Source organism: Tumidithrix elongata BACA0141 (genome assembly GCF_036349135.1).
Taxonomy (GTDB): domain Bacteria; phylum Cyanobacteriota; class Cyanobacteriia; order Pseudanabaenales; family Pseudanabaenaceae; genus Tumidithrix; species Tumidithrix elongata.
The window spans coordinates 31,433-53,973 of record NZ_JAZBJZ010000010.1; the positions used below are offsets into that span (position 1 = coordinate 31,433).

The 22,541-nt window shown below is 46.7% G+C and carries 17 protein-coding genes; 7 read left to right on the plus strand and 10 right to left on the minus strand.

What is annotated here, in order from left to right; translation table 11 throughout:
- Positions 1-321: 321 nt before the first annotated feature.
- Positions 322-621, minus strand: a complete 300-nt coding sequence (locus tag V2H45_RS04300) for a ferredoxin (RefSeq protein ID WP_330482387.1) — start codon at positions 619-621, stop codon at positions 322-324.
- 412 nt (positions 622-1,033) lie between these two features.
- Positions 1,034-3,232, minus strand: a complete 2,199-nt coding sequence (locus tag V2H45_RS04305) for a caspase family protein (RefSeq protein ID WP_330482388.1) — start codon at positions 3,230-3,232, stop codon at positions 1,034-1,036.
- 219 nt (positions 3,233-3,451) lie between these two features.
- Here V2H45_RS04305 and V2H45_RS04310 point away from each other — a divergent pair, with 219 nt between their 5' ends.
- The 4 genes from V2H45_RS04310 (at position 3,452) to V2H45_RS04325 (ending at position 9,139) form a co-directional block, all read left to right on the plus strand.
- Positions 3,452-4,165 (plus strand): 2-phosphosulfolactate phosphatase family protein, encoded by a 714-nt coding sequence (locus V2H45_RS04310; protein ID WP_330482389.1) that lies wholly within the window; start codon positions 3,452-3,454, stop codon positions 4,163-4,165.
- Between the two features lie 469 nt (positions 4,166-4,634).
- Positions 4,635-6,239, plus strand: coding sequence for an apolipoprotein N-acyltransferase (lnt, locus tag V2H45_RS04315; protein ID WP_330482390.1), 1,605 nt, complete (start codon positions 4,635-4,637; stop codon positions 6,237-6,239).
- A gap of 390 nt (positions 6,240-6,629) precedes the next feature.
- Positions 6,630-6,944, plus strand: a complete 315-nt coding sequence (locus V2H45_RS04320) for a DUF6679 family protein (protein ID WP_330482391.1) — start codon at positions 6,630-6,632, stop codon at positions 6,942-6,944.
- Between the two features lie 329 nt (positions 6,945-7,273).
- Positions 7,274-9,139, plus strand: a complete 1,866-nt coding sequence (locus tag V2H45_RS04325) for an Rqc2 family fibronectin-binding protein (RefSeq protein ID WP_330482392.1) — start codon at positions 7,274-7,276, stop codon at positions 9,137-9,139.
- Between the two features lie 41 nt (positions 9,140-9,180).
- Here V2H45_RS04325 and V2H45_RS04330 read toward each other — a convergent pair whose 3' ends face one another.
- The 3 genes from V2H45_RS04330 to V2H45_RS04340 are packed head-to-tail and all read right to left on the minus strand — an operon-like array spanning position 9,181 to position 11,641.
- Complete coding sequence (locus V2H45_RS04330; RefSeq protein WP_330482393.1) at positions 9,181-9,531, minus strand: hypothetical protein; 351 nt, start codon at positions 9,529-9,531, stop codon at positions 9,181-9,183.
- Positions 9,532-9,551: 20 nt separating this feature from the next.
- A complete protein-coding gene (locus tag V2H45_RS04335; RefSeq protein ID WP_330482394.1) occupies positions 9,552-11,009 on the minus strand; it encodes a hypothetical protein in 1,458 nt (485 codons plus the stop codon).
- An 11-nt stretch (positions 11,010-11,020) separates the two neighbouring features.
- Positions 11,021-11,641 carry an RNA polymerase sigma factor gene (locus V2H45_RS04340; protein ID WP_330482395.1) on the minus strand — a complete coding sequence of 207 codons (621 nt, stop codon included), beginning with the start codon at positions 11,639-11,641 and terminating at the stop codon, positions 11,021-11,023.
- A 179-nt stretch (positions 11,642-11,820) separates the two neighbouring features.
- Between V2H45_RS04340 and glgA the strand changes: the two genes are divergently transcribed.
- A complete protein-coding gene (glgA, locus tag V2H45_RS04345) occupies positions 11,821-13,296 on the plus strand; it encodes a glycogen synthase GlgA (protein WP_330482396.1) in 1,476 nt (491 codons plus the stop codon).
- An 82-nt stretch (positions 13,297-13,378) separates the two neighbouring features.
- Here the strand turns inward: glgA and V2H45_RS04350 are convergent, their stop codons facing one another.
- The 3 genes from V2H45_RS04350 to V2H45_RS04360 all read right to left on the minus strand — a co-directional run bounded on the left by V2H45_RS04350 (position 13,379) and on the right by V2H45_RS04360 (position 16,963).
- Positions 13,379-14,197, minus strand: coding sequence for a hypothetical protein (locus V2H45_RS04350; protein WP_330482397.1), 819 nt, complete (start codon positions 14,195-14,197; stop codon positions 13,379-13,381).
- A gap of 202 nt (positions 14,198-14,399) precedes the next feature.
- The gene (locus tag V2H45_RS04355; protein ID WP_330482398.1) at positions 14,400-15,104 is read right to left on the minus strand and encodes a DUF3386 domain-containing protein; all 705 of its coding nucleotides are present in this window, start codon (positions 15,102-15,104) and stop codon (positions 14,400-14,402) included.
- A gap of 128 nt (positions 15,105-15,232) precedes the next feature.
- Positions 15,233-16,963 carry a DUF3352 domain-containing protein gene (locus V2H45_RS04360; protein ID WP_330482399.1) on the minus strand — a complete coding sequence of 577 codons (1,731 nt, stop codon included), beginning with the start codon at positions 16,961-16,963 and terminating at the stop codon, positions 15,233-15,235.
- 157 nt (positions 16,964-17,120) lie between these two features.
- Here V2H45_RS04360 and V2H45_RS04365 point away from each other — a divergent pair, with 157 nt between their 5' ends.
- Positions 17,121-19,418, plus strand: a complete 2,298-nt coding sequence (locus tag V2H45_RS04365; protein ID WP_330482400.1) for a PAS domain S-box protein — start codon at positions 17,121-17,123, stop codon at positions 19,416-19,418.
- A 61-nt stretch (positions 19,419-19,479) separates the two neighbouring features.
- Here V2H45_RS04365 and V2H45_RS04370 read toward each other — a convergent pair whose 3' ends face one another.
- Complete coding sequence (locus tag V2H45_RS04370) at positions 19,480-20,418, minus strand: NAD(P)H-dependent glycerol-3-phosphate dehydrogenase (protein WP_330482401.1); 939 nt, start codon at positions 20,416-20,418, stop codon at positions 19,480-19,482.
- Between the two features lie 402 nt (positions 20,419-20,820).
- On the opposite strand from V2H45_RS04370, the gene V2H45_RS04375 reads away from it, so the two are divergent.
- On the plus strand, positions 20,821-21,315 hold the full coding sequence (locus tag V2H45_RS04375; RefSeq protein ID WP_330482402.1) for a bifunctional nuclease family protein: 495 nt from the start codon (positions 20,821-20,823) through the stop codon (positions 21,313-21,315).
- Between the two features lie 29 nt (positions 21,316-21,344).
- Here the strand turns inward: V2H45_RS04375 and V2H45_RS04380 are convergent, their stop codons facing one another.
- On the minus strand, positions 21,345-22,421 hold the full coding sequence (locus tag V2H45_RS04380; protein WP_330482403.1) for a helix-turn-helix domain-containing protein: 1,077 nt from the start codon (positions 22,419-22,421) through the stop codon (positions 21,345-21,347).
- Between the last annotated feature and the right edge of the window lie 120 nt (positions 22,422-22,541).

Genomic DNA, 22,541 nt, shown 5'->3' on the forward strand with positions numbered 1-22,541 from the left:
TCATCGCTTGACTCAGGAACAGCACCCAAATCACCTGTCTCGTCATGGTTGTCAGAACTAAGACTTAGATCGGGGTTTGAATTTAAATTAGGGCTTGATTCAGGCAATCTTCTCGCTTCCCATCTCATACATAAACGGCAGGGGATATGGTCTCTACAATCCCTCTAAATTCAAAGTCATCAGTATAGCGGTTCTCTTACCACCTGTCTCATTAGCATTCCATACTATCTGGAATAATATTTTCAAGCAAAAACTCCGACCTCACACAAGATCGGAGTAATCTCAATCGAATCTAAATCGTCTATGTATTAGTACAAAGTATTAGTACAGAGCTTCTTCTTGATGAGTGATTACCTCTAGATCGGACTGAGGGTAGGTTACGCATAGCAAGGCATAACCTGCTTCAATTTGCTCATCATCCAAGAAAGATTGGTCAGATTGATCGATTTCACCTTTGACGATCTTGCCTGCACAGGAGGAGCAAGCACCAGCACGGCAGGAGTAGGGTAAATCAATTCCTTGTGCTTCAGCGACATCGAGAATGTACTCGTCTGAAGGTACATCGATAGTTTTATCTAAACCTTCAGCTTCGTTAATCAGTCTTACCTTGTATGTAGCCATGTGTGTAATGATCCTCTCAAAATTGCGAAGTTGTATCTAGGGAATTACCTGTATCACCTTGGACTTATAGAAAGACAAAGTTTATCTCAGGTTCACCTAGTTACGATATTTGGGTATGCGATCGCATCATATCGCTCTTGGAATCTAAAGTAAAAAATAGAAAAAATTTCCATCGGGAGGTATAGCAGATTGTTATCTGAGCAATCCAAGTGAATAAAAGGCGACAAGATCCTTGTCCTACATGGGTTTAAGCAACTTATTCCTTTGAGGAAATTGATGAGTTTTCGATCATTTTGCTTCTTATTCCATTGCAATCGCTAATATAATTGCAAAGTGTAATCATATAGTGGCTTTGCGATAGGAAATTCCAATATATCAGGGATTAAGAGGTCGTTAAGGGGTGTTTATCTAACTAAGCCACATGATACGAAAAGCCTAAAGTTGCCCATCGACTCACGTCGAGCATCCAGAGATCTTCACTGTTAGCCGTTAGAGAGGCTTGACCTGCTTGGTGCAAATCTAAGAGTAATGCCTGTGCCACTTTTAACGGATCTGAAATCACCATCATTCCTGTCGGCGAAGATGCTTGCCGCATCGAGCTTTCTAGCACAAGCGAGGTTTGAGATAGCGGTGAATGGCTGACAACCACCTGTACATCCACCATGCCTTGAGGCGCTGAAACAACCCAATTAAAGGGGGCATTAGGCTGCGGAACTACTAAGGTTTCTTTGGGCTGAATGATGCCGTCACTGGCGTAGGGGCTGGTGACAAAACTGGGGGTAAGCACTTTGCCCCTAGGATCGAAGCTAAAGATGCGGACATATAGGGGGCGATCGGTGAGGTTTTCTAGGTGGCAGGCAAGGCGATCGCCAATGGCCAAAGACTTTTGCCAAGTCGAACTGATGCTGTCTTGTAATTTGGGGGCAGATTCACTGGCGCGATCGGTCACTTTACTGCCTAAGATTTTTGGCTGCAATTCTTGCCCCACTTCTGCCGACATGGTTGCTCTTAAACCTAGACAAGAGGATGCTTGATTAGCGGTAAGGCGAATTAGCTTAGCTGCCAGTAATCCTTCAAATAAAGGCTGTAAGCGTTTAATCGCCGCACCTACAGATTCGCCTACAGACCCAAATGAGCCGAGGATGGGACTGCGCCCCACGGTGAATAGTCCATAACTTGTAGACTCAGCCCCAAACAAACAGTCAGCACATTGTTCGGTGGCGTTGAACCCAAGCATACTAGGCATCGCCGAGATCGCACTGGTGGCATCAATGCGCTCAATTTTACTCAAGCTCAAATCTAAAGCGATCGTTAGCCCCAAGTTTCGTGGTAGGGCACGAATTTGCTCTTGTAGGAGCTGCCCCGATTCAAGTCTGAGGGAGGTATCCATAACTTCAACTTTGGCAGTTAAGCCGTTGTGCGATCGCACCTGTACGAGATGATTGGCGTTACTAGGTTTCATGTCAGAAGGATCGCGATCGGGAGCTACAGCCAGGACCGAACCGACCCCATAGTAGCCAATCGAGGAAATCGGCAGTCCAGCTAACCAAGTTTCACCCGTTTTGCGATCGGGGGTTGTGGATCGAATTACGCCATCAGCGCTAGGACTCAGTGCGGGAGTTGGGAGGCTGGTTGCTAACAGGCTAAAATCTTGTTTGCCAAATTTGTGGGTGGGTTTATTCTCTTCTGCCTTCGGAAGATTTCCCTCAACATGGGACTCCATTTGCTTGTCAAGATTAATTTCCTCGGGTCGAAAGGCTTTTTGAGCCAGCGTGTTGACCACATTATTCAAGACGACATGCAGAGAGGTGGCGGGAGTAATTTGCCAAAGTTGCTGTGTAAGCGCATAGGTAAAAACACCACTGCTAAATCCTGACCAAAGGGCATCGGCGCAAAGTTCGTCGTTGTTTGCCGCTCTCAGAATCATGCCTAACTGCTCGTCAGATTTTTTCTGACCAAATTTCTGGCTAAATTCCTGTTGCAAAGCTATCTCTGCGGCACTGGGCTGCCAATCGCGTTTACCAGGACGAGCGCGAATGCGAAAGTTGCCGACTACGGGGGTGCCTGGATAGTTGTAGCCTGTATCGAGAATTGTGACGATCTGATCGGTAGCGATCGCTTGTTGCCAGCTAGTTAAAGTTGCCTCTGTAATGTCATGAATCAGCTCACCCGCACTAGGCAAGCCACTATCGATCGGGACAAGGGTGTTTTGCTTGCCAAGCCGCGAACCATGACCGCTAAAGTGCATGACCACCAAATCACCAGGTAGTGTTTGACCGATCAAGTGTTCTGCGACTGCCTCTGCGATCGCTTGTCCCGTGGCCTGTCGATCTGTCAGTGTCAAGATATCTTTACTATCAAAGCCAAAGCGATGAATCAACAGCTCTTTTTGTAGCTCTACATCCGTAACACAGCCCGTTAAAGGCAGCCAGTCGCCTTTGGCATCGTATTGGTTGATGCCGATTAACAAAGCCAGTTTTCGTTTATGGGGTTGCGCTAATTTTTGCGCATACCGATCCGCAGCCCATACAGCCTGACGACCAAAAACTAGTTGTCCTCCGATGAGACTCACCAAACCACCCTGTAAGAACCGCCGCCGCGCAATTCCCATTACAATTTTCCAAATCAGTTATTCGCTGCACCCTTGTATCTATTAAAGCTTATTCCCATCAGGGTTTGTGCTTTTTTTTGATCGGTGAAAATACTTATTTTTTTTAGGTCTTGTATCCAGACTAAGCTCAGAGAAAACCCTGAGAATGTCTAGAGATTCGGGTTTAAAAGTTAGACCTATCTACGATAATTAAGATTCTGATTATTCATAACCCAACTAATGAAACTATCTGTTTTCCATACCCCTGAACTCACGCCAGAGGGCGTGCTCCCTGATTGTGCGATCGCTGTTGATGTACTCAGAGCCACAACCACGATTGCCACTGCCCTTGCTGCAGGCGCTGAAGCAGTGCAGGTGTTTGCCGATCTCGATGCATTAATCCGCACGAGTGAATTACACCCAGCAGAACTAAGATTGCGATCGGCTGAAAGGGGAGGCGGTATGGTAGAAGGTTTCGATCTTGGTAATTCACCGTTTGACTATACTGCCGATGTGGTCAAAGGCAAACGTATTTTTATGAGTACCACCAATGGCACCCGATCGCTACAGAGGGTACAAGACGTGCCAGTAGTTCTTGCCTGTGCCATGATTAACCTCGGCTCAGTGGTCAGCTATCTCAAACAAGCAAAGCCCGAAACGATTTGGGTGGTGGGGTCAGGCTGGGAAGGTAGTTATTCCTTAGAAGACACGGCATGTGCAGGCGCGATCGCTGCGGGTCTAGAGGGGGAATGTGAGTGGGGAAATGATGAAGCGATTGCTGCCCTGACCCTCTATCAAACTTGGCGCGATCGCCTAGAAGAGCTTTTTTGCCAAGCCAGTCACGGTCGTCGCCTCCTTCGCCTCAACTGTGCAGCTGATATTGCCTATTGCGCTAAACTCGATCTACTGCAAATATTGCCCAAACAGACTGCGCTTGGAGTCCTCACGGCTTAGTCTCCTCCTTTGAAAAACGACAGAAATTCTTTAATAGGGCTTCATCAGATTTTCTCGTAGTGCGATACACATCGCACTACGAGTTTCACCATTGAATCGCTGCAACTTCAACAACTTCAACGAATAACATTTAGATAACTTGTGAGTAACCTACTGCTAACCATTAGTAACTGACAAGAGCCTTCCAAAGCCTGAGAATAATAGAGTTGAGAATAATAGCGTGAAGCTACTCAAATCCTCTATCAGATCCTTTATCAGAAAAGCTTTATGGAAACCTGTAGCGAGCATTTTTATTCTTAAACTCGGGAAATTCCAAATTTACGATCGCTTTTCAACACAGATTTTTGAGTACTGGAAGGGGGAAAATAGGTTCCAGTGCTTTTTCTACTTGATTCATCGAATCTTGGGAGTATAGATTTATCCTTGCTAGACTGGCACAAAGCCAAATCTATATTCCTCTTGACCTTGTATGCAACTTCTCCGCAATTTGATAACCGCAGCGATCGCTGGAATATGCATGGGTTTGGCTCCCGATCCCTATAGCTGCTGGATATTAGCTTGGGTTGGACTGGTTCCTTTATGGATACTCACGCAAAAACTCAAGATCCGTGGGGCGATCGCCATGGGCGCAACTTGGGGATTTTTTTATCACGGCATGTCGCTATTTTGGATTACGGGCATTCATCCTATGACCTGGATCGATGGCGTATCTTGGTGGAATAGTTTGGCGATCGCGGCGGCAGTGTGGCTAATCATCACCGCATGGGGCATGGTGATGTCAGGGCTGTGGGCAGGGGGAATGGCATGGTTCACCCCCAAATTGAATGTAACGGGACGGGTAATTGTGGGATGCGCTCTCTTATGTGCGTTGGAAACGATTTGGAGTTGGGGCCCCCTTTACTGGACTGCATTAGGCTATACCCAAAGTCCTCACGATCTTTTACTGCTGCAAGTCAGTCGGCTTTCGGGGCAACAAACGCTTACTGCCGCGATCGTTGCAGTAAACGGGCTGTGGGCAGAGGCATGGCTGCAAAGACAACGCATTTCTGCAAAGAACTCTTACCGCCAAACTTTTGTGCTGAAGGCAAGAGGAATGATTGCTTGGCGATACGCGATCGCTGCTGGTGTAATGCTTGCCGCAATGATGGTCTATGGACTATGGGAGATGAATCCCGAACGGGTAGCAGCGGAAAATGGCAGAGCGATTAAATCAGGAATCATTCAGGGCAATATTCCCAATACGCTCAAATATAAAGGCACGCTGATTGCCGTGAACAATTACACCAATGGTTACGAGCAATTGGTAAAAGAGGGTGTAGAGATGGTGGTGACACCAGAAACCGCCGTACCGTTTCTCTATCCCGATCCAGATAGTCGGCGTGCCATCTTCGATCGCTCGGTGGCAAACCATCGCGTATTTACATGGTTAGGAGCCTTTGGTCATTCGCGCAAACCTAATCCCGAAAATGCCTACGACTATACCAACAGCCTATTTTTGATTGATGGATCGGGAAAAATTTTCAGCCAGTTTGATAAAGTGCGACTCGTCCCCATCGGCGAATATATTCCGTTTAAAGCGATTCTTGGCGGTTTAATTCAGCGCCTATCGCCGCTGCGTGGTGAAGTCGAAGCAGGGGCTACCGATCAGTTGGTCGATACGCCTTGGGGGCGTTTTACAGTGGGAATTTGCTATGAATCTGCCTATCCTGCTCATTTTCGCTATCAAACTGCCGCTGGTGGACAGTTAATTCTTACTGCGTCTAATAACGCCCACTTTACCGAAGTGATGACAGCACAACACTACGCCCAAGATGTCGCAAGGGCAGTCGAGAGCGATCGCTGGGCAGTAAGAGCAACCAATACGGGTTACTCGGCATTTATTGACCCCAACGGTCGCACGATCTGGATTTCAGGAATCAATACCTTTGAGCATCATGCCGAGACTGTTTATCTGCGACAAACCCAAACCTTGTATGTGCAATGGGGGGACTGGCTAACGCCGCTACTATGTCTGATTGGTGTTGGTACGACGATTTGGCAAACGGGTGCTTGGCATGCTTGGCGGCATCGTTAACGCAGGGAATGACTATGGATGAAAGTAAGATTTAGATTTCCCATAGCTAATACCAATTTCAAGTGAATTAACGCTTGATTTAAATTCGACCCAATTTCTCTTGAATTTTCAGCAGATCGAGCCTTAGGTTCCACGCTCTGTACGGTCTTAAAAAAGATGCGCTGCATCATTTCTTGAGAATGATATGAATTGCTCCTGAAATCCTCATGTTTATCCAAACAAAAATGCGATTTTGGTACTAATTACCTAGGATTTGGTACAGGGGATCACAAAATTTCTACTCAGTCTATTACAATGGTAAAAGTTTAGATGCCATACCTAACACAAATAACTTGTAGATGGTATTCTCTAAATCTTAAAACGCAATGTAACCCAGAGGAACGAAGCGAAATGCTACATCGCAAGATTTATCAACTCTGCGAAGCCAAGAGCGATGTGTGGATTTATCTGAGGGATCAAGGACGTTGGCTAGAGCGAGCGAAAATACTAGACATCGAAGGAGATGTAGTTACCCTTCGCTACGAAACTGAAGATGAAGAAGAGGTTTGCTCTTGGGAAGAAATGGTAAGGCTAGAAAGTATTGGAGCAGTAACGCAAAGACTCTCTTCTGTGCCAAAAATCAATGTGGCTTCTGCCGATATTCTTGTATCGGAGGACTGCCCAGAATCTGAACAAATCCATCCACGACCTGACGCAGAGAAGTAAGCAGCGAATCTGTGAATATGTAAATCGTATGTAGATAAGCATATGAAAGATAGAGGCTCGATCTGTTGAGTTCTTAGGAGATTTCTAACATATAAACATATCAAGGGGTAGTTCTCCTGTTGTTACTGCCCAGTGTGTCTAGGGTAACCATAGGGGGATTACCCTTATATTGTTTAGTTTAGATTTTCTGAGACATTGCCTTATTTATTAAGATTTGGGTCTGAATCTCAATTTTCTCTAATAAACTTAGGTTGTAGCTGCCAAAAAACTAGGAATTTATGGCGGTATTTGCTAACGCTCAATTATGTTTACGATCTAACTTCACCACAATGCAGCCTGTTGACTTAACCACACTTGTGGCAATTTGCCACGAGATATCTGAGTGCTGTCTGCCTGCTAGGTTAGAGCAAGTACACCAGAGCGATCGCTATACCATTTATCTTTCTCTGCGCACGCTCAAGCAAAAATTGTGGCTGTTGTTATCTTGGCATCCACAGGCAGCAAGACTACATTTGACCGCATCGCCTCCCTCCGAGCCAGATACATTTACTTTTAGCCAACAAATTTGGCATCAAGTCTCTGGTTTAGCACTGGTGGCGATTAAACCTGTGAGCGATTGGGAACGGGTCATCGATCTACAGTTTGCCAAACGTCCTGATAGCGAAGTTTTGTGGCATCTGTATCTAGAGGTGATGGGCAAATATAGCAACGCCATTTTTGTCAATGCTGAGAATGCGATCGTCACGGCTGCCCATCAGGTGAGCGCTAAACAATCTAGGGTACGTCCGATTCAAACTGGGGATGTCTATGCATTGCCCCCTGCTTTATTGGAAACGATTCCCAGCTTAGATGAACCCTTTGAGCAATGGCGCGATCGCCTAACACTCATTCCCCAATCGATCAAACGCAGTCTATTGACAAATTACAGAGGCGTGAGTTCGGCCCTAGTGCGATCGCTGTTAACTGATGCGGGTATTCCTAATTCGGAGGCAGAAAAATCTACTGATAGTCTCTCTGCTTCCGATTGGCAAAACCTATTTCAAGCTTGGCAACACTGGCTATTGTGTTTAACCCATAAAAAATTTCAGCCAACCTATACCAAGGGCAGTTATAGCGTAATTCCCGCACAAAATTCCGCAGCCAGCACCGTTCTTGACTCCCCCCAAGGCATTAACGCTCTGCTCGATCGCTATTACAGCCAAGAACTCCAGCGCTCAAACTTTCAACAACTGCACCAGCAAATTAGCCAAATTCTGATCGGACAAATTGCCAAATTGCAGGTAAAAGTTAATGATTTTGAGGAACGACTGCGCCAATCAGCCCAAGCCGACCAACTCAAAGATCGCGCCGATTTACTGATGGCAAATTTATCGCAATGGCAAATTGGCATGAAAGCGATCGCTTTACCCGATTTTCAGACTTCAGAATTAGTCGCGATCGCCCTCGACCCGACGCTGAATGCCGTGCAAAATGCCCAAGTACTTTACAAACAACACCAAAAACGCAAACGTGCCAAAGAGGCGATCGCACCCCATCTCAGCAGTGCCCTACAAGAAATTTACTATCTCGAACAGGTCTCTACGTCCGTGGCTTTGCTTGACCCCAGAGATTTAGACGATCTGGTGGCATTACAGGAAATCAAACTAGAGCTAGGGCAACAGGGCTATTTAAAAGGAGCGAATAGGCAATCAAATGAGTCGGGTACGGGCAACGGCAATTCCAGAAACAATGCTAGAAATTATCAAAATTCTCAAGCAAGATCGAGTAAGTCTGGCAAAGGTAAAGCAAAGACTAGTAAGGGCAAAAGAGACGAGCTACCCAACTGCTATCGATACAAAAGTCCCAGTGGTTTTGAAATTTGGGTGGGGCGCAATAACTATCAAAACGATCTACTCGCGTTTCGAGTTGCGACGAACTACGATCTATGGTTTCACAGTCAAGAAATTCCAGGAAGTCATGTCTTGCTGCGACTGCAACCAGGTACAGAAGCCGAAAGTCAAGATCTACAGGCTGCTGCTAATCTAGCTGCTTATCATAGCCGTGCCCGCCAAAGCGATCTCGTCCCAGTTGTTTTCACAGAACCTAAGTACGTGCATAAACCCAATGGCGCACAACCCGGTATGGTCGTTTACACCCACGAGCAGATCATCTGGGGGCAAACCACCGATCTAAGAGAAGATGCTGAGAATAGCTAGTTTCCCTGTGCCAGTCCCCTGTGGAATATTCGTACGCTTTCCTAAAATGCGCCCAAAGCACCGCCTAGCAGAACAACAATCAGAGCGATCGCCGCAGGATGAATGACGACCGACCACAGCGTGGGAATTTGAATATTTCCGAAATAAGGGAATACCAACTTGCCAATTAGGGCATTAAATCCAAACAATACAATTACCCAGACAGGAATCAGCTTCGAGCCAATTCCTACCAATATCAGCCAGAGTGCTAGATTGGCGATCGCGACCGAGCCAATTCCCTGTAACCATCCGAGTCTTTGCTGAATGGGCTGAGCAGGCGACATCCAAACTAAACCTGCCCAAGTCAAGGCAGCTAGCACACCACAAGCGATCGCATCAAAGAGTAATTGCATTTAATGGCAAGAATCTAACATCAGTTAACTCTGGCAGGAATGCCCTGACGACGCAATTGTTCGGCGCGTTGACGAGCAGCATTGACATCTTGATAAGCGCCAACTTGGGTTTGACCATCAGAGCGCACAAAGGCATCCTTTTCAACTTGCTGTACTTTCGATGCGTAACTCCCATCAACTACAACCCGATAGTTACTTCCACTATTGGCAGTAGAAACCGAAGAGATCGGTGCCGAGTATTTCACGGGAGGGAATGTACTCGGTACAGAGGTCTCTACATTGGGTGCAGAGGTCTGAACGGGCGCTGGGGTTGGCACGTTTCGCACGGCAACATTAGAGCTAGGTCTGGTCGTTGGCTGAGCTACTGGACGAGAAGTTTGTTGTGGTCTGCTGCGAGTCGTTGGTTGTGGAACTGGTTCTAAATAAGACTCTACAGGTCGCAAAGCTCTAGGCGTTTCGTAGCTAGAGGACACTGGAGGTAAGCTACTACTACTGAGATTAGCATTCGGGAGCGATCGCAAAGGCACAGAAGTCGAAGGTTTTGTATTGCCTAACACAGCATTAGGCGAAGTACTGGTAAAACTCGAATTTGTCTGCCCTGATTGGCTTCCAGGCAACGGAACAAAAGGAACTAAACCATTTTTGTCAGTAGAAAGTCCAGAATTTGGCACACTCAGAGAAGGTTCTCGATTTTGCGCGCTAATGCTGACATCGCTGTTTGGATCGGATAGTGCTGAAGATTGATTATTCTTTTGCTCGTGCTTTAACAGCCTTACCAGTCCAGAGGGATCGACAATTAAAAAGCCGATCAGCGCACTAGAAACTAGGAGTAGCATCAAAGAGATGATGCCCACTGGGTTCATCAAGCTGCTAAATATATTCGTTTCTGGTGTCTGAGGGACTACTGACGGCTCAACATACTCGTCTTGTTCCTGATAACTATTGGAGATATCTCGCAACAACTCCTCATCATTGACCGTTCTAGCACTGGTGTTTGCCGTGACATTTGCTGCATTCATACTAGGGTGGGCAGAGCCATAGCTTGCTTTGTAAGCAAAAGCATCTGGCTGCGTAGCATCTGTATAGGAAAAGGGACGAGGTGAGTCGTCAGCGACCTTTTGATTTAGGGGTAACTGTAGCTCTCTGATTGCTGCACTGGCATCGGTTCTGATCGGTGATTTACTTGGATTCATTGGAATGGTTGGCAAGGTGGCATTCTCATACCGATCGTCCTTATGCCCATCTCCACGCACCGGTGACCATGCAGATGACTTACCTGACGGTCTAAACGGATTCAAATAAGAATAGCTCTGTCCATTTGCCTGCCAATGGCGATAACGCTCCAGTTCATCATTGAGATTGGCATCCAATCCACTCAATGCAGCTTGGAGTACAGAAGACTTGGCAATCGAGGGAAGGTCTTCGTCTTCAGAAGGCTCAGTAGCTCTAGATGTAATATTGGGACTAAGGGTTTGCATAAGTCGTTGCCTCACGCAGTAACTAGGGTTTTTGCTAAATAAATCTCTCGAATATCTTCAGGTAGCGCTTCATCAAGGGCTTGGTATGCTTCGTTCAGTAACTGTCTCGTATCGTTTGCCGATACATTTTCTCCTTCAGCTTGCAAATATGCCGCGATACGGGCGGGGCTCCATTTAAACGTTTGGGACAACAGCAATACAAGACGTAAATTGCCAGCTAATTGATTCAGGGCTTGATTGAGATAGCACCATAGCACGGGTGGTGTTTCGGTAAGCGAGTACTGAATGTCTTCTACTAGAGGTAGATCGACACGGTTGATCATCATCGCTGCAATATTGATCAGCCAACTCTGCAACGATATTTTAGGAGTTACAGCCCGCAGGTCTAGCGATCGCATCTCATGGTAGATATACTCCCAAGTCTTGACGAACAGATAGTCTGACTGCACGGGCGATCGCGTTGCCGTACTCATCAAGGTATAGAGTACCTGTCCATAGCGGCAGAAAACCGCAGCAAAATATTGACCTGCGTCAGGGTGACGCTGAAATAGTGTCACAAGCTCTTGATCGCTCTTCTGAAACAGAGCTTGTACCTTGGGATGGTTGATTTCAGGGAGAGGTGGAAGCTGCACTGTAACTACCTAAAATGTGAGGTGAAATTGAGGTGGCATTATTAATGCACACATAGTAGCAGCAATGCAATAGAAAGCAAGCTGATATTGATAAGCTCTGTAAACATAGACTCATCGCAACAAGGGGATGCGTTTCCTGCTTAAATGATAAAAAATCAACTTTTTTAATTCAACGGATTATGTACATTGTACAAATAGCTTCAGAGTGTGCTCCTGTCATTAAAGCTGGGGGGCTAGGTGATGTAGTTTATGGACTCAGTCGAGAGCTAGAAGTACGCGGTCATGCGGTCGAGGTGATATTACCTAAATACGACTGTATGCGCTATGACCATGTTTGGGGCATGCATGATGCCTATCGCGATCTGTGGGTGCCCTGGTACGGTGGCACAATTCACTGCTCGGTTTATTGTGGCTGGGTGCATGGGCAACTATGTTTCTTTATCGAGCCTCATTCTGGCGATAATTTTTTCAATCGAGGCATTTATTACGGTGCGAATGATGACAATATGCGCTTTGCTTTTTTTAGTAAAGCTGCCCTAGAGTTTCTGCTGCAAAGCAATAAGCGTCCCGATATACTTCACTGCCATGACTGGCAGACGGGCTTAGTTCCAGTCATGCTGTTTGAAATGTACAAGTTTCACGGTATGGGGACGCAGCGCGTGGTCTATACCATTCACAATTTTAAACACCAAGGGATGGCTGGTCCAGATGTGCTGCGGGCTACAGGACTCAATAATGATGCCTACTACTACAGTCGCGATCGCCTCGTAGATGATTTTCATCCAGGGGCAATCAATTTCATGAAAGGGGGAATCGTCTACTCCAATTTTGTGAATACGGTTTCACCTCACCATGCGTGGGAAGCTCGCTTCTCTGACATTGGCTGCGGACTAGGGCGAATTTTGGAAGTGCATCAGAGCAAATTTGGGGGTGTGCTCAATGGCATTGACTACAACCTGTGGAATCCTGAGTCCGATCGCTATATTCCAGGCTTTTACAACAAGGATGATTTAGAGGGGAAAGCCAAGGATAAAAAGGCGCTACGGGAAAGACTATTGTTACGGGATTCAGATAAGCCGCTGATTTGCTATATCGGTCGCCTAGACAATCAAAAGGGCGTACATTTAGTTCATCATGCTATCTATTATGCGCTGCATAAAGGTGCGCAGTTTGTTCTCTTAGGTTCCGCGACTGAAGCAGCGATTAATTCTAAGTTCTGGCATGAGAAACAGCATTTAAACAACAATCCCGACTGCCATTTGGAATTAGGATTTAACGAGGAACTTTCGCACCTGATTTATGCTGGCGCGGATATGATCGTCGTGCCTAGTAACTACGAACCCTGCGGTCTGACTCAGGTAATTAGCTTACGCTATGGTACGGTTCCGATTGTGCGCGGTGTGGGTGGTCTAGTCAATACAGTCTTCGATCGCGACTACGATCAAAATAAGCCCCTAGAAGAACGGAATGGGTTTGTCTTTTATCAATCTGACTATCAAGCCCTAGAGTCAGCAATGAGCCGCGCCCTAGACCTATGGGCAAAGGAACCCGAAGAGTTCCAAAAATTAGTAAAACAGGGAATGGAATATGACTATTCGTGGAACCATCCTGGCGAACAATATGTAGGAATTTATGACTACATTCGCCATAAGTAAGTTGAACGATCTTATTGAAAACGATGCGATCGCCAAAGATTCTAGATGCTAATACAGCCCACTGACTTTAAATTTAGGAGGGTTAGGGGTGTTTTTGCAGATCTCGCATGGTTTTTTGTACAGCGATCGCTATCTGCATGGTGGTATCAAAGAACTGTCCGTATTCACCTGCTTGCTCGCTGACTTGAATGGCATGAAACGCGTTCAAGTCAATCGCAAATTGTTCGGGATTAAAGTCAGGATTTTCTCGTAGAATTTTTTCAGTTTTTAAGGCGCGCACCAGATCGCCATGGGTAATTTTGAGGGCAGAGAGCACAGATTCGCGATCGTGTAAGCGAATGGGATTTCCTGCGGCTTCCAGTTGGTCAAAAACATGGATATCCCGAATTACCTTATTGTATTTATCAACTTCGCCATAGAGACGCGCCAGAGATCTCGATGGTTTGGGATTTCCATAGTTGCGGTTTTTAGAAAATCCCAATGGAATTACTTGGATTAAGACGGCTACGCCTAGCGCCATAGCCCCTGCGATCGCGACACTCAACAAAACGATCTGCAAAGAAACTGCGGTAAGGGTATAGATCGCATAGGCTCCTGCGGCTAAGGCAAAGGCAAAACCGATCAATGCCAATTCTGCCATTTCCATTGCCAAGCAAGATGCACCAAACAAAAGGCAAAAGGCAAAGACGGCAGCAGGAATGCGAAAGTTGGGAACGAAATAACAAAGAGAACTTAGTAAAGCAATCAGCGCTGCGATGGAGGCAGCCACGATCGTAAATTTGAGCAACTTCCGATCTTCTTGCGATCGCGCATTGGACGAACGAGACAGAGTTCTTGGCACACCTGTCAGGGTTTGTAGCGCTGTTTCCGAAATCTCAAGTTGTTTTAAATCGGTCTGCATAGGCGATCGCGGCTACGAAAGTCTTGTTCCCTCCCCTGCGGGAAGTTGCTTCGTGTCTAGGGCAAGGGGAGGGTTAGGGGATGTTTTAGAAGTCCAGTATCTCGTATAAATCTCTACTTTTACCCCCTCTAACTCCCCCTTGCAAAGGGGGAGGATTTAAGTTTCCCCCTACCCTGTGGGAAGTTGGGGTAGGGGCAATTCCCTAGAGCAATTGGATATCGCTAAATACGATTTCGTAGGTTTTTTGTTGACCTTGTTCGTTAGAATGCACAATTTGCTTGGTCATAACGTAATAGTTACCCAGCTTTTCATAGATATCCTCAAACTTGGCTTGACGCACGATCTCATCGGTCTGAGGATTGCGAAATACAGCGCTGTAAGCCGAAGAGATATAGCCTTCGCCCGTATCGAGGTGATCGAGGTGATTGATTACAAAACCAATGCGTCCCATGACGCGACTGACGAGGCAAATTTGGTTGTCTCGCACCTTATAGTTCGAGCCCATGGCATCACCTGTCACTAAAATCTCGACCGCGCCAGTGTCATCGGCTGCGCCCATGCTAAACCCAGACTTGCCGTGGGCTTCTTCAAAGGTCTTACGCTTGCGATGAGTGACGACATCCTTGAGTTGGTTGGTCAACCATTCCTGTTCTTCATCTACGTTGACGGTCTTTTCTTCACCGCTAGGCGTGCGGGTGGTGCGACTAATGAGTTTGGGTTCATCCATCACCACTTCCACCGATTGGTCGGCGTTGATGCGAGCCTTGCCTGTGCGGGTATTTCCATCCAAGCTCACAGAAACATTGGCAGTCAACCCAGGGAAGTTACTATCCCAGGTATATCGATTTTCATAGGCAGCGCGAAATAGGTCGCGGGCTCTGGTATCTGTTGCTTCAGTCGTAATCATTGGCTTATTTATTTGCTGGTTTGTGTGAGGTTTATTTTAGAAATTTTGAAATATCCTACTGCATTGTAATCGTTTGGGCTTGGGCAATATCCAAGAATTGATACTCTGCGCAGTAGGGAAAACCCGCCTTAATTTCCGGGGGTGGGCTTTAGCGTAAACAAGAAATCTAGACGAGTGATACGGCTGTTGATATTGGTGCTGGTGACGGCAATGCCGCGAATCGCGTCAAGTACGGCTCTAACTTGGGTAAAGCTGGGTGTCGAGCGAATGTCTGGTGGCAACAGGCGATCGGCTATGGTTAACGCTGTGGTCATATTCAGATAGAAATATCCCCCATTAGTTTTGGGTAGTCCAGTCGTGAGAATTTGAAAGGAGCTACTCTCAGGTAGGCTTTTGGTGGGTTTTGGCACAAATTGATCGGCTAGATCGCCCATCGACCAAAACACAAAATTATTCCCTAGAGAACCGTGGGATGCCATCGTGGCGTTGCCCACTTGCCAAGTCACAATGTCGCGATCGCCTAATTTCTTTGACTTCAGATCGACACCTTGGGGAATCAGTCCACTAGAAGAGGTTTTGGCAGCGGCATCGAGCTTATCAAAAGTTGCTTGAGCGTCTTTATCATTGCTCGTTTGCAACAACACCACAAAGCCAAATCCTGGATTTGCCAAGATGCCTTGGTTATTGGGAATCGCCGCGATCGCAAACTCACCTGTCATCCATTTCAAAATATCGCGTTCCAGATCCAGTTTGGTGGCATCCTTAACGCTTTTACGAATTTGGTCTAACATTTGCTCGGAGTTGGCATTCCCCTTTGCCTGTGCCACGAGGGATTGCCAAGACTGGTTGAGATTGATGCCTGAAACCAGTAAGAAAGCTTCTTGGGGCAAAGAATTTAACACCGTGCCAGCGGCAGTCTGTGCCTGTGGGTTATTTGTTGTGCCTTTATCTTTGAGATAGGTAGTGACTTCAAACCGCAACCCCTCTTTTTGCGTGCCTGCGGTGAGGGTAATCGCATCTAGCTCGCGGCGCGACTGGGCAATAATCGGTTCTCCCAAGCTTAATTTCGTCTGAGAACCGATGAATTCCAACGCGATCGCACCATCTAAATAAATTTGTACCAAGGGCTCAGCAATATTGCTTTTGCTCTCAGCACCAAACACCGTAGCAAAGCTAGATTTTTTCGCGAGGGAGGGCAGATCTCCCTTATAGGTATCAATGGTACGTTGGATCAGGGCAGAACTGGTGGCGATCGCCACATAGCGCCCCCCAATATCCGCCGTAATCACGCTGTTGTTAGGGTCGCGAGTGGGCGACTCGTAATATTTAAATTCTTTATATTCCTTAGGCGTAAACTTTGCCCCCTGTTGGGTGAGGGCATCGCGATACTTGGTCAAAAACAGATCGGATTTGGCGCGATCGCTGGTGGGGGCAATTACCAAGGTAGCAGGTGGCGCATTCGGTTTCTGTGGGTCGGCGATCAAAGCCGTAATCACATGCCCCTTAAGCCAAGGCTGTACATCGCGACTAAAATCTGTCTTGCTTTGCACGAGTAAAGAATTGAGGGGCGACTTTTCCATGCCCTCGCTCAATAGCTTCTGTGAATCTGGTGTGCCAAACTGTACCAACTTTTGCCAAGGCTCAGAAGTGGTATTAAATGCCATCACCACCTGTGCTTCTTGGGGAATGGCTGAAGCCGTACCGATTACGCCGGTTGGGACTTGTGATTTTTGCCAGACAAAGAAAACGGCTGCCCCTGCACCGACTGTGGCAACAGCAGCCCCAATTGCAACGAACAAGGGGGCTGAAGATTTTTGACGTTTGGACGCAGGCTTATTGGATTTAGAAGATCTAGACATGAAAGATACGCAAATTCTAGGCTCTTGATTTTAACCGCCAGGACAAGATCAAGATACTACAGAACATGAGCTTATATAACGAATCTAATTCGAGCAATCGATGACTATAGCAAAATGCTAGGATGATTTACAACATTACCTGAGCCATCCTAAACCTATGGTATTAAGCGTCTGCCACGAGTTGCTTGATGCGTCGGTTCAGAATTTGCAAAAGCTCCAAGCTGCCATCGATCCAGCAACACAATCGGGGGAATTACGTGCTGTTGTTTCTGCTTTATCTGAATCCTTTGCTTCTTTACAAAAAGCGATCGCCCAAGTTGAGACCCAACAGGAGGCGATCGCCACTGACTGCCACAATTATCGCGAACTGTTTGAGTTTGCCCCTGACGGTTACTTTGTCACCGATGAAACGGGAATCGTACAATCGGCAAACCGTGCAGCCACAGTCATTTTGGGCTCCGATCTGATCGGGCAAAATCTTAAAGAATACGTGCTGCCTGCCAATCAAGAGCAATTCCAGCGGTTCTTGGGGCAACTGCAAAGGGGGCAAAATCTTAAGAGCCTTGACCTTAAGATGCTGTTTCCCACAGGGCAACCCTTTGATGCCACATTCACAATTCTGAGTGTGAGGGATGGGAATGGTAAGGTTGTGGCACTGCGGTGGTGGATTCAGGATACCACTGAGCGCAAACAAGATGAAGAACAACTGTGGCGTGCCAATCAGCAGTTAGAAATTCGGTTGGCTTCGCTCAATGCCAAGATGAACCTATTGGAGCGGCAGATTCGTTCTGAGCGTGAGGAACAGAGCCGCGTAGCTAGACATCTCGCTCATAACGAGGGAAAACTGCGGGCGTTGATGCAACATTCCTCCGATATCGTGAATATTATCGACACCGATGCTAGCATTCAGTACTGTAGCCCCTCGGTTTTTCGGATTTTGGGATTTCAGCCTGAAGATATCGTAGGCAAAAAATTAGTGCAGTTTATCCATCCTGACGACCTACCGATTTTTCAATCCTTCCTATCGCAATCTCAACAAGCAATTAGTATCTCTCCGCCCATGGTGATGCGCTATCGCCATATCAATGGGGACTGGGTTTATCTGGAGTCAGTTTGTAATGATTTGGTGCAAGATCCAAATATTCAGGGAATTGTGATTAATTCTAGAGATATTACCGATCGCAAACGCACCCAAACCGCCCTACAGGAAAGCGAACTGCGGCTAGCTGCGATCGCGGCAAGTATGCCCGGTACGTTTTACCGATTGGTTTGGAATCCTGATGGTACGGTGACTTTACCCTTCATTAGCGATGGTCTGATCGAACTTACAGGCATGCAACCCAAGCAAGCTATGGCTAGACCTGACCGATTGGCTGATTTGGTGTACCTAGACGATCGCGAACAGTTTGAGGCAATGGTTAGAGCTGGCATCGAAAAGTTAGCCACATTCCGCCGCGAGTTTCGGATTGTGACTAAATCGGGCGAAGTCAAATGGGTACAGGATATCGCCCGTTATTACCGTAGCGAAGATGGTTCCACGATCGCCGATGGGGTCTGTATCGATATTAGCGAACGCGGCGATGTCGAATCCGAACTACAAAGAGCCCACGAACTCCTACAGGCAGTCGTGCGTTCTTCACCTGTGTCCATTGATATTATTAGTCCCGAAGGTAAGGTTCTACTATGGAATCCCGCCGCAGAAAAAATCTTTGGTTGGAGTGCAGCAGAGGTAATTGGCAACCCCCTACCAGTCACCATGAGTCAGTCTGATTCGGAATTTCAAGTGTTTTTAGAAACGCTGGCAGGAGATGGACTCAATGCTGTTGAAACTGTTTATCCTTGTAAAGATGGAACTACCCTTGATGTCAGTCTCTCCACTGCCCAAGTCAAGGATGCCGAAGGTAAGATTCTGGGTGTATTGAGAATCATTGAAGATATCAGCGATCGCAAACGCAAAGAAGCCGAACTGCGCCGCCTAGAGTCATTGGTGAATGCCCAGACCGCAACGGAGCTGTCACTTCACGAAGCTGCCCAAAAGAATGGCAATGGCAGCTTCAATTTCATGTCTGCCTATCTTCAGAATGGAACGAGTGCGCTAGCTTCAGGACAGTTACTTCTAAGCCAATATGCCTCTGGGAAACGCGAGTTTTTAGGTTGGAATTTATGTGGTGTCAGCCTAGCCAATGCTGACTTGCAGCAGTCAAACCTCAGTGGTTCGCAGTTAAACGGCAGCGATCTTGGAAATACGAACCTTCAACGAGCGAATTTGCGCGGCGTGGATTTGCGGGGAGCCAACCTTCATAAAGCGAATTTGAACGGGACAGATCTGCGCGGGGCAGACCTGCGTGGGGCAGACCTGCACGATGCCGATTTGCGCGATGCCAATCTTATGGGAGTCTCGATTGATGAAGCCGCTTTAGCAGGCGCAATTCTATCAGGAGAGAATGTCGTCTAACTCGTTCATCGCGGCTAGATCGATCGCACGATATCAGGAATGCTGATTGTAAGCAGAGGGTTCAACTCTCTGATTTTAAGTCTCGTTCCATTAGCCCTTCTACTGCCTCTTGAGGATTGATTTCGCCATTTAATAATCGATAAACATAACGAGACACGGGTACGGCAATGTTCTCGCGATCGCCGATCCCAATTAAGACATGCGCTGTGTTTACACCCTCGGCAGTACCGCTAATCGAGGCGATCGCTTCATCAAGTTGTTTTCCCTGTGCCAAGGCAAAGCCCACCTGATAGTTACGACTGAGATGACTATTGCAGGTTGCGAGCAAATCGCCTAGACCCGATAGCCCCCAAAAAGTCTCAGGTCGAGCGCCAAAATAAGAACCCACACGGATAATTTCCATAAGCGCACGGGTGATCAATGCAGCCTTAGCATTTGTCCCTAGTTGCAAGCCATCACAAACTCCAACGGCGATCGCAATCACATTTTTTAATGTCCCACCTAACTCCACCCCAATGGGATCGGAATTGGTATATACCCTGAAATTTTTAGAAGCGAAGGCTGTTTGCACAATTTGGGCAGCTTGGGCATCATCACTGGCAACAACTGTAGCCGAGGGCAAACCAGCCTCAATCTCTTTAGACAGATTAGGCCCCGACAAAACCACAATCGGGTGATGGGGCAGAGCTTTGCGCCAAATCTGAGCTGGGGTATTGCCTGTGATTGGTTCTAAACCCTTGGTGGCACTGACCAAAATCGTCTCCTCGGGCAAAGGTATTGCCTGAAGTTGCTGGGCAATACTCGCGACCCCTTTCATCGATATCGCGGAAACAATCATGTCGCTACCTGCGATCGCCTCGGCTAAGCTTTGAGAACTCTGGCGCGACCACAACGTCACTCGATGCTGGTTGGTCTTTGCCAACTTTGCCAATGCCGATCCCCAAGCTCCTGCACCCAAAATAGCGATTGTAGAGGCTTCAGGTAGGTTTGTTTGACTCATAATTTGAACGTTAAAAACTTAGAATGAGAGCAGTGGTCAGGGGAGAAATAGTTTAAGTCAAGAAGCGCTGACAGAATTTGCATGTGGGGCGAGATTGCCCTTTGTCAGCGATCGGGCTGATTGATGAAATTCAGGCTGAGTGTAAGAATAGGTCAGTGATATAATATGCAGCATCCTTCACAAACTTGCAGCAATCTTGGGAAAATCGATTTATGTAACTCAATTAACATAGATTGGCTTGGATCATAATTTACTCCTAAGATTTACTTTAAGGGCGATCGTAATACTGAGGTATAACTGTAAGCTTTTGGTATCAACACACCCCTATCTGTAAGTTCCTCTCAGATGGCTGAGAGAGGGTCGCTATTTGAGGTTTAACTGATTTCAAGAGGGTGGCATACAATGATCGAGATGAAGGTGGCTGGAATTGCGATTGATGCTGTCAGTCATAACCCCATCGTTTTATTGCGCGATACAACCGATCGCAGGGCATTACCGATTTGGATTGGTGAAGCTGAAGCAAAGGCAATTGTAAATGCGCTCGATCCTAAGCCTTTAGCAAGGCCGATGACCCACGATCTGATTATGAATATCATTGACGGTTGGTCGGCTAACCTAGAACGCGTTGTGATTCATGCCCTCAAAAATAGTACCTTCTACGCACTATTGACGATCACATACGGAGAAGTCAGAAAAGAAATTGATGCTCGCCCTAGTGATGCGATCGCCCTAGCCCTCAGAGCCCGTTGCCCAATTTGGGTTATGGAAGAAGTGATCTTAGAAGCTTCCATTCCCGTCGATCAAGATGCTGATGAGGCGGAGCGGCGAGCATTTCGTGAGTTTTTATCAAACTTGAGACCCGAGGATTTTGCCAAAGGTCCCAAACTGGGAAATTAGCGGTGTCGCTATAGAATTTAAGTCTACGACTACCGATTTCTTGAGCCCCCATCACCGTAGAAGTTATCAATAAACCCATTGAGCCGATCCCGCTCGTTAGCAGTATTTGCGTTAGCACCCGTTGTCGGAACTAGACTCGTGCTTGAAGTGGTGGGCTTATAGTTTTGTTCAAACCTTTTTTCGACAACTTCGCCTTCTCTGCCTAGTTGTTCTGATGGGAGATTGTTAACAGTAACAGCAATAGCACCAGCATTTCCAGCCCGAATTGCTACGCGTCGATCGGCAGACCAAGATAATTTTCTACCCTCAGATAGCACACCCTCAAACTCAGTTTTGCCATCTACAAGCACTCGAACCCAAGATTGACCTGTCATCACGATCCCGACATTGACAGCTTTATTTCCCGTAAAGCTAAAGCTTGTATTGGTTAGATCTTGACTAAAAATACTATTGCTAAAAGATTGTGGACTAGATGCACTTAGGGTCTCGCCTGTAGAACCAGTCAAAAAGCTGGCGCCATTAGGATTAGAACTTGAGGATGAATCGGGACTACTTGTAAAAAGCTTAGAGGTCTTTAGTGCCTCAGAAGCTGTGGTTACAGGAATAATACTATCAACGGGAGAAGCGATCGCTGGGGTTGGCTTAACTGTTTTAGGAGTTGCCTTGGGGGTTATCTGCGCTGCTTTACTTAGATTGGTCTTACTATCATCAATCTTATTCGCGAGGGGTGGATTCAGAAATGCCGCTAAAGTTCCTACTGCCCCACCAATTACCAAAATGTACAAAGCATAGAGATGGAGGGGACGCAGCTCACTTGCGGGAGACTTAGACCAATTCTTCTTCTCATCAATTACAGGGGTGAGGTGAAAATCGTCAGCAATGGTTCCTAATCCAACGGTTTCACCATACTTACGAATAAAACCCTTAATGTAGACAGGCTCGGGCAAAGAGCCTAAATCGCCTTCTTCAATGGCTCTGAGATGACGCTCTGCAATTAGCGTAGTAGCAGTGACTTGCTGAAGCGAAATATCTTTTTGTTCGCGCATCTGTTTGAGCTGCGCGCCTATTTCTGCCAACTTATCCGCTTGATTACAATTGCTAACCACAGTATCTATACCAAAACTTTAACTATCTTAACTACCTAGACCGATCCCCGCAAGTCAAGGTTTCCATACCATAAATATAACATTTGTTTAAGTATTTTCGCTTATTGGGGCAGATGCTGG

Bases quoted from the DNA above. Each gene is read 5' to 3' on its own strand.
- V2H45_RS04300 (WP_330482387.1), bottom strand. From the start codon at position 621: ATGGCTACATACAAGGTAAGACTGATTAACGAAGCTGAAGGTTTAGAT.
- V2H45_RS04305 (WP_330482388.1), bottom strand. From the start codon at position 3,232: ATGGGAATTGCGCGGCGGCGGTTCTTACAGGGTGGTTTGGTGAGTCTC.
- V2H45_RS04310 (WP_330482389.1), top strand. From the start codon at position 3,452: ATGAAACTATCTGTTTTCCATACCCCTGAACTCACGCCAGAGGGCGTG.
- lnt (WP_330482390.1), top strand. From the start codon at position 4,635: ATGCAACTTCTCCGCAATTTGATAACCGCAGCGATCGCTGGAATATGC.
- V2H45_RS04320 (WP_330482391.1), top strand. From the start codon at position 6,630: ATGCTACATCGCAAGATTTATCAACTCTGCGAAGCCAAGAGCGATGTG.
- V2H45_RS04325 (WP_330482392.1), top strand. From the start codon at position 7,274: ATGCAGCCTGTTGACTTAACCACACTTGTGGCAATTTGCCACGAGATA.
- V2H45_RS04330 (WP_330482393.1), bottom strand. From the start codon at position 9,531: ATGCAATTACTCTTTGATGCGATCGCTTGTGGTGTGCTAGCTGCCTTG.
- V2H45_RS04335 (WP_330482394.1), bottom strand. From the start codon at position 11,009: ATGCAAACCCTTAGTCCCAATATTACATCTAGAGCTACTGAGCCTTCT.
- glgA (WP_330482396.1), top strand. From the start codon at position 11,821: ATGTACATTGTACAAATAGCTTCAGAGTGTGCTCCTGTCATTAAAGCT.
- V2H45_RS04350 (WP_330482397.1), bottom strand. From the start codon at position 14,197: ATGCAGACCGATTTAAAACAACTTGAGATTTCGGAAACAGCGCTACAA.
- V2H45_RS04355 (WP_330482398.1), bottom strand. From the start codon at position 15,104: ATGATTACGACTGAAGCAACAGATACCAGAGCCCGCGACCTATTTCGC.
- V2H45_RS04360 (WP_330482399.1), bottom strand. From the start codon at position 16,963: ATGTCTAGATCTTCTAAATCCAATAAGCCTGCGTCCAAACGTCAAAAA.
- V2H45_RS04365 (WP_330482400.1), top strand. From the start codon at position 17,121: ATGGTATTAAGCGTCTGCCACGAGTTGCTTGATGCGTCGGTTCAGAAT.
- V2H45_RS04370 (WP_330482401.1), bottom strand. From the start codon at position 20,418: ATGAGTCAAACAAACCTACCTGAAGCCTCTACAATCGCTATTTTGGGT.
- V2H45_RS04375 (WP_330482402.1), top strand. From the start codon at position 20,821: ATGATCGAGATGAAGGTGGCTGGAATTGCGATTGATGCTGTCAGTCAT.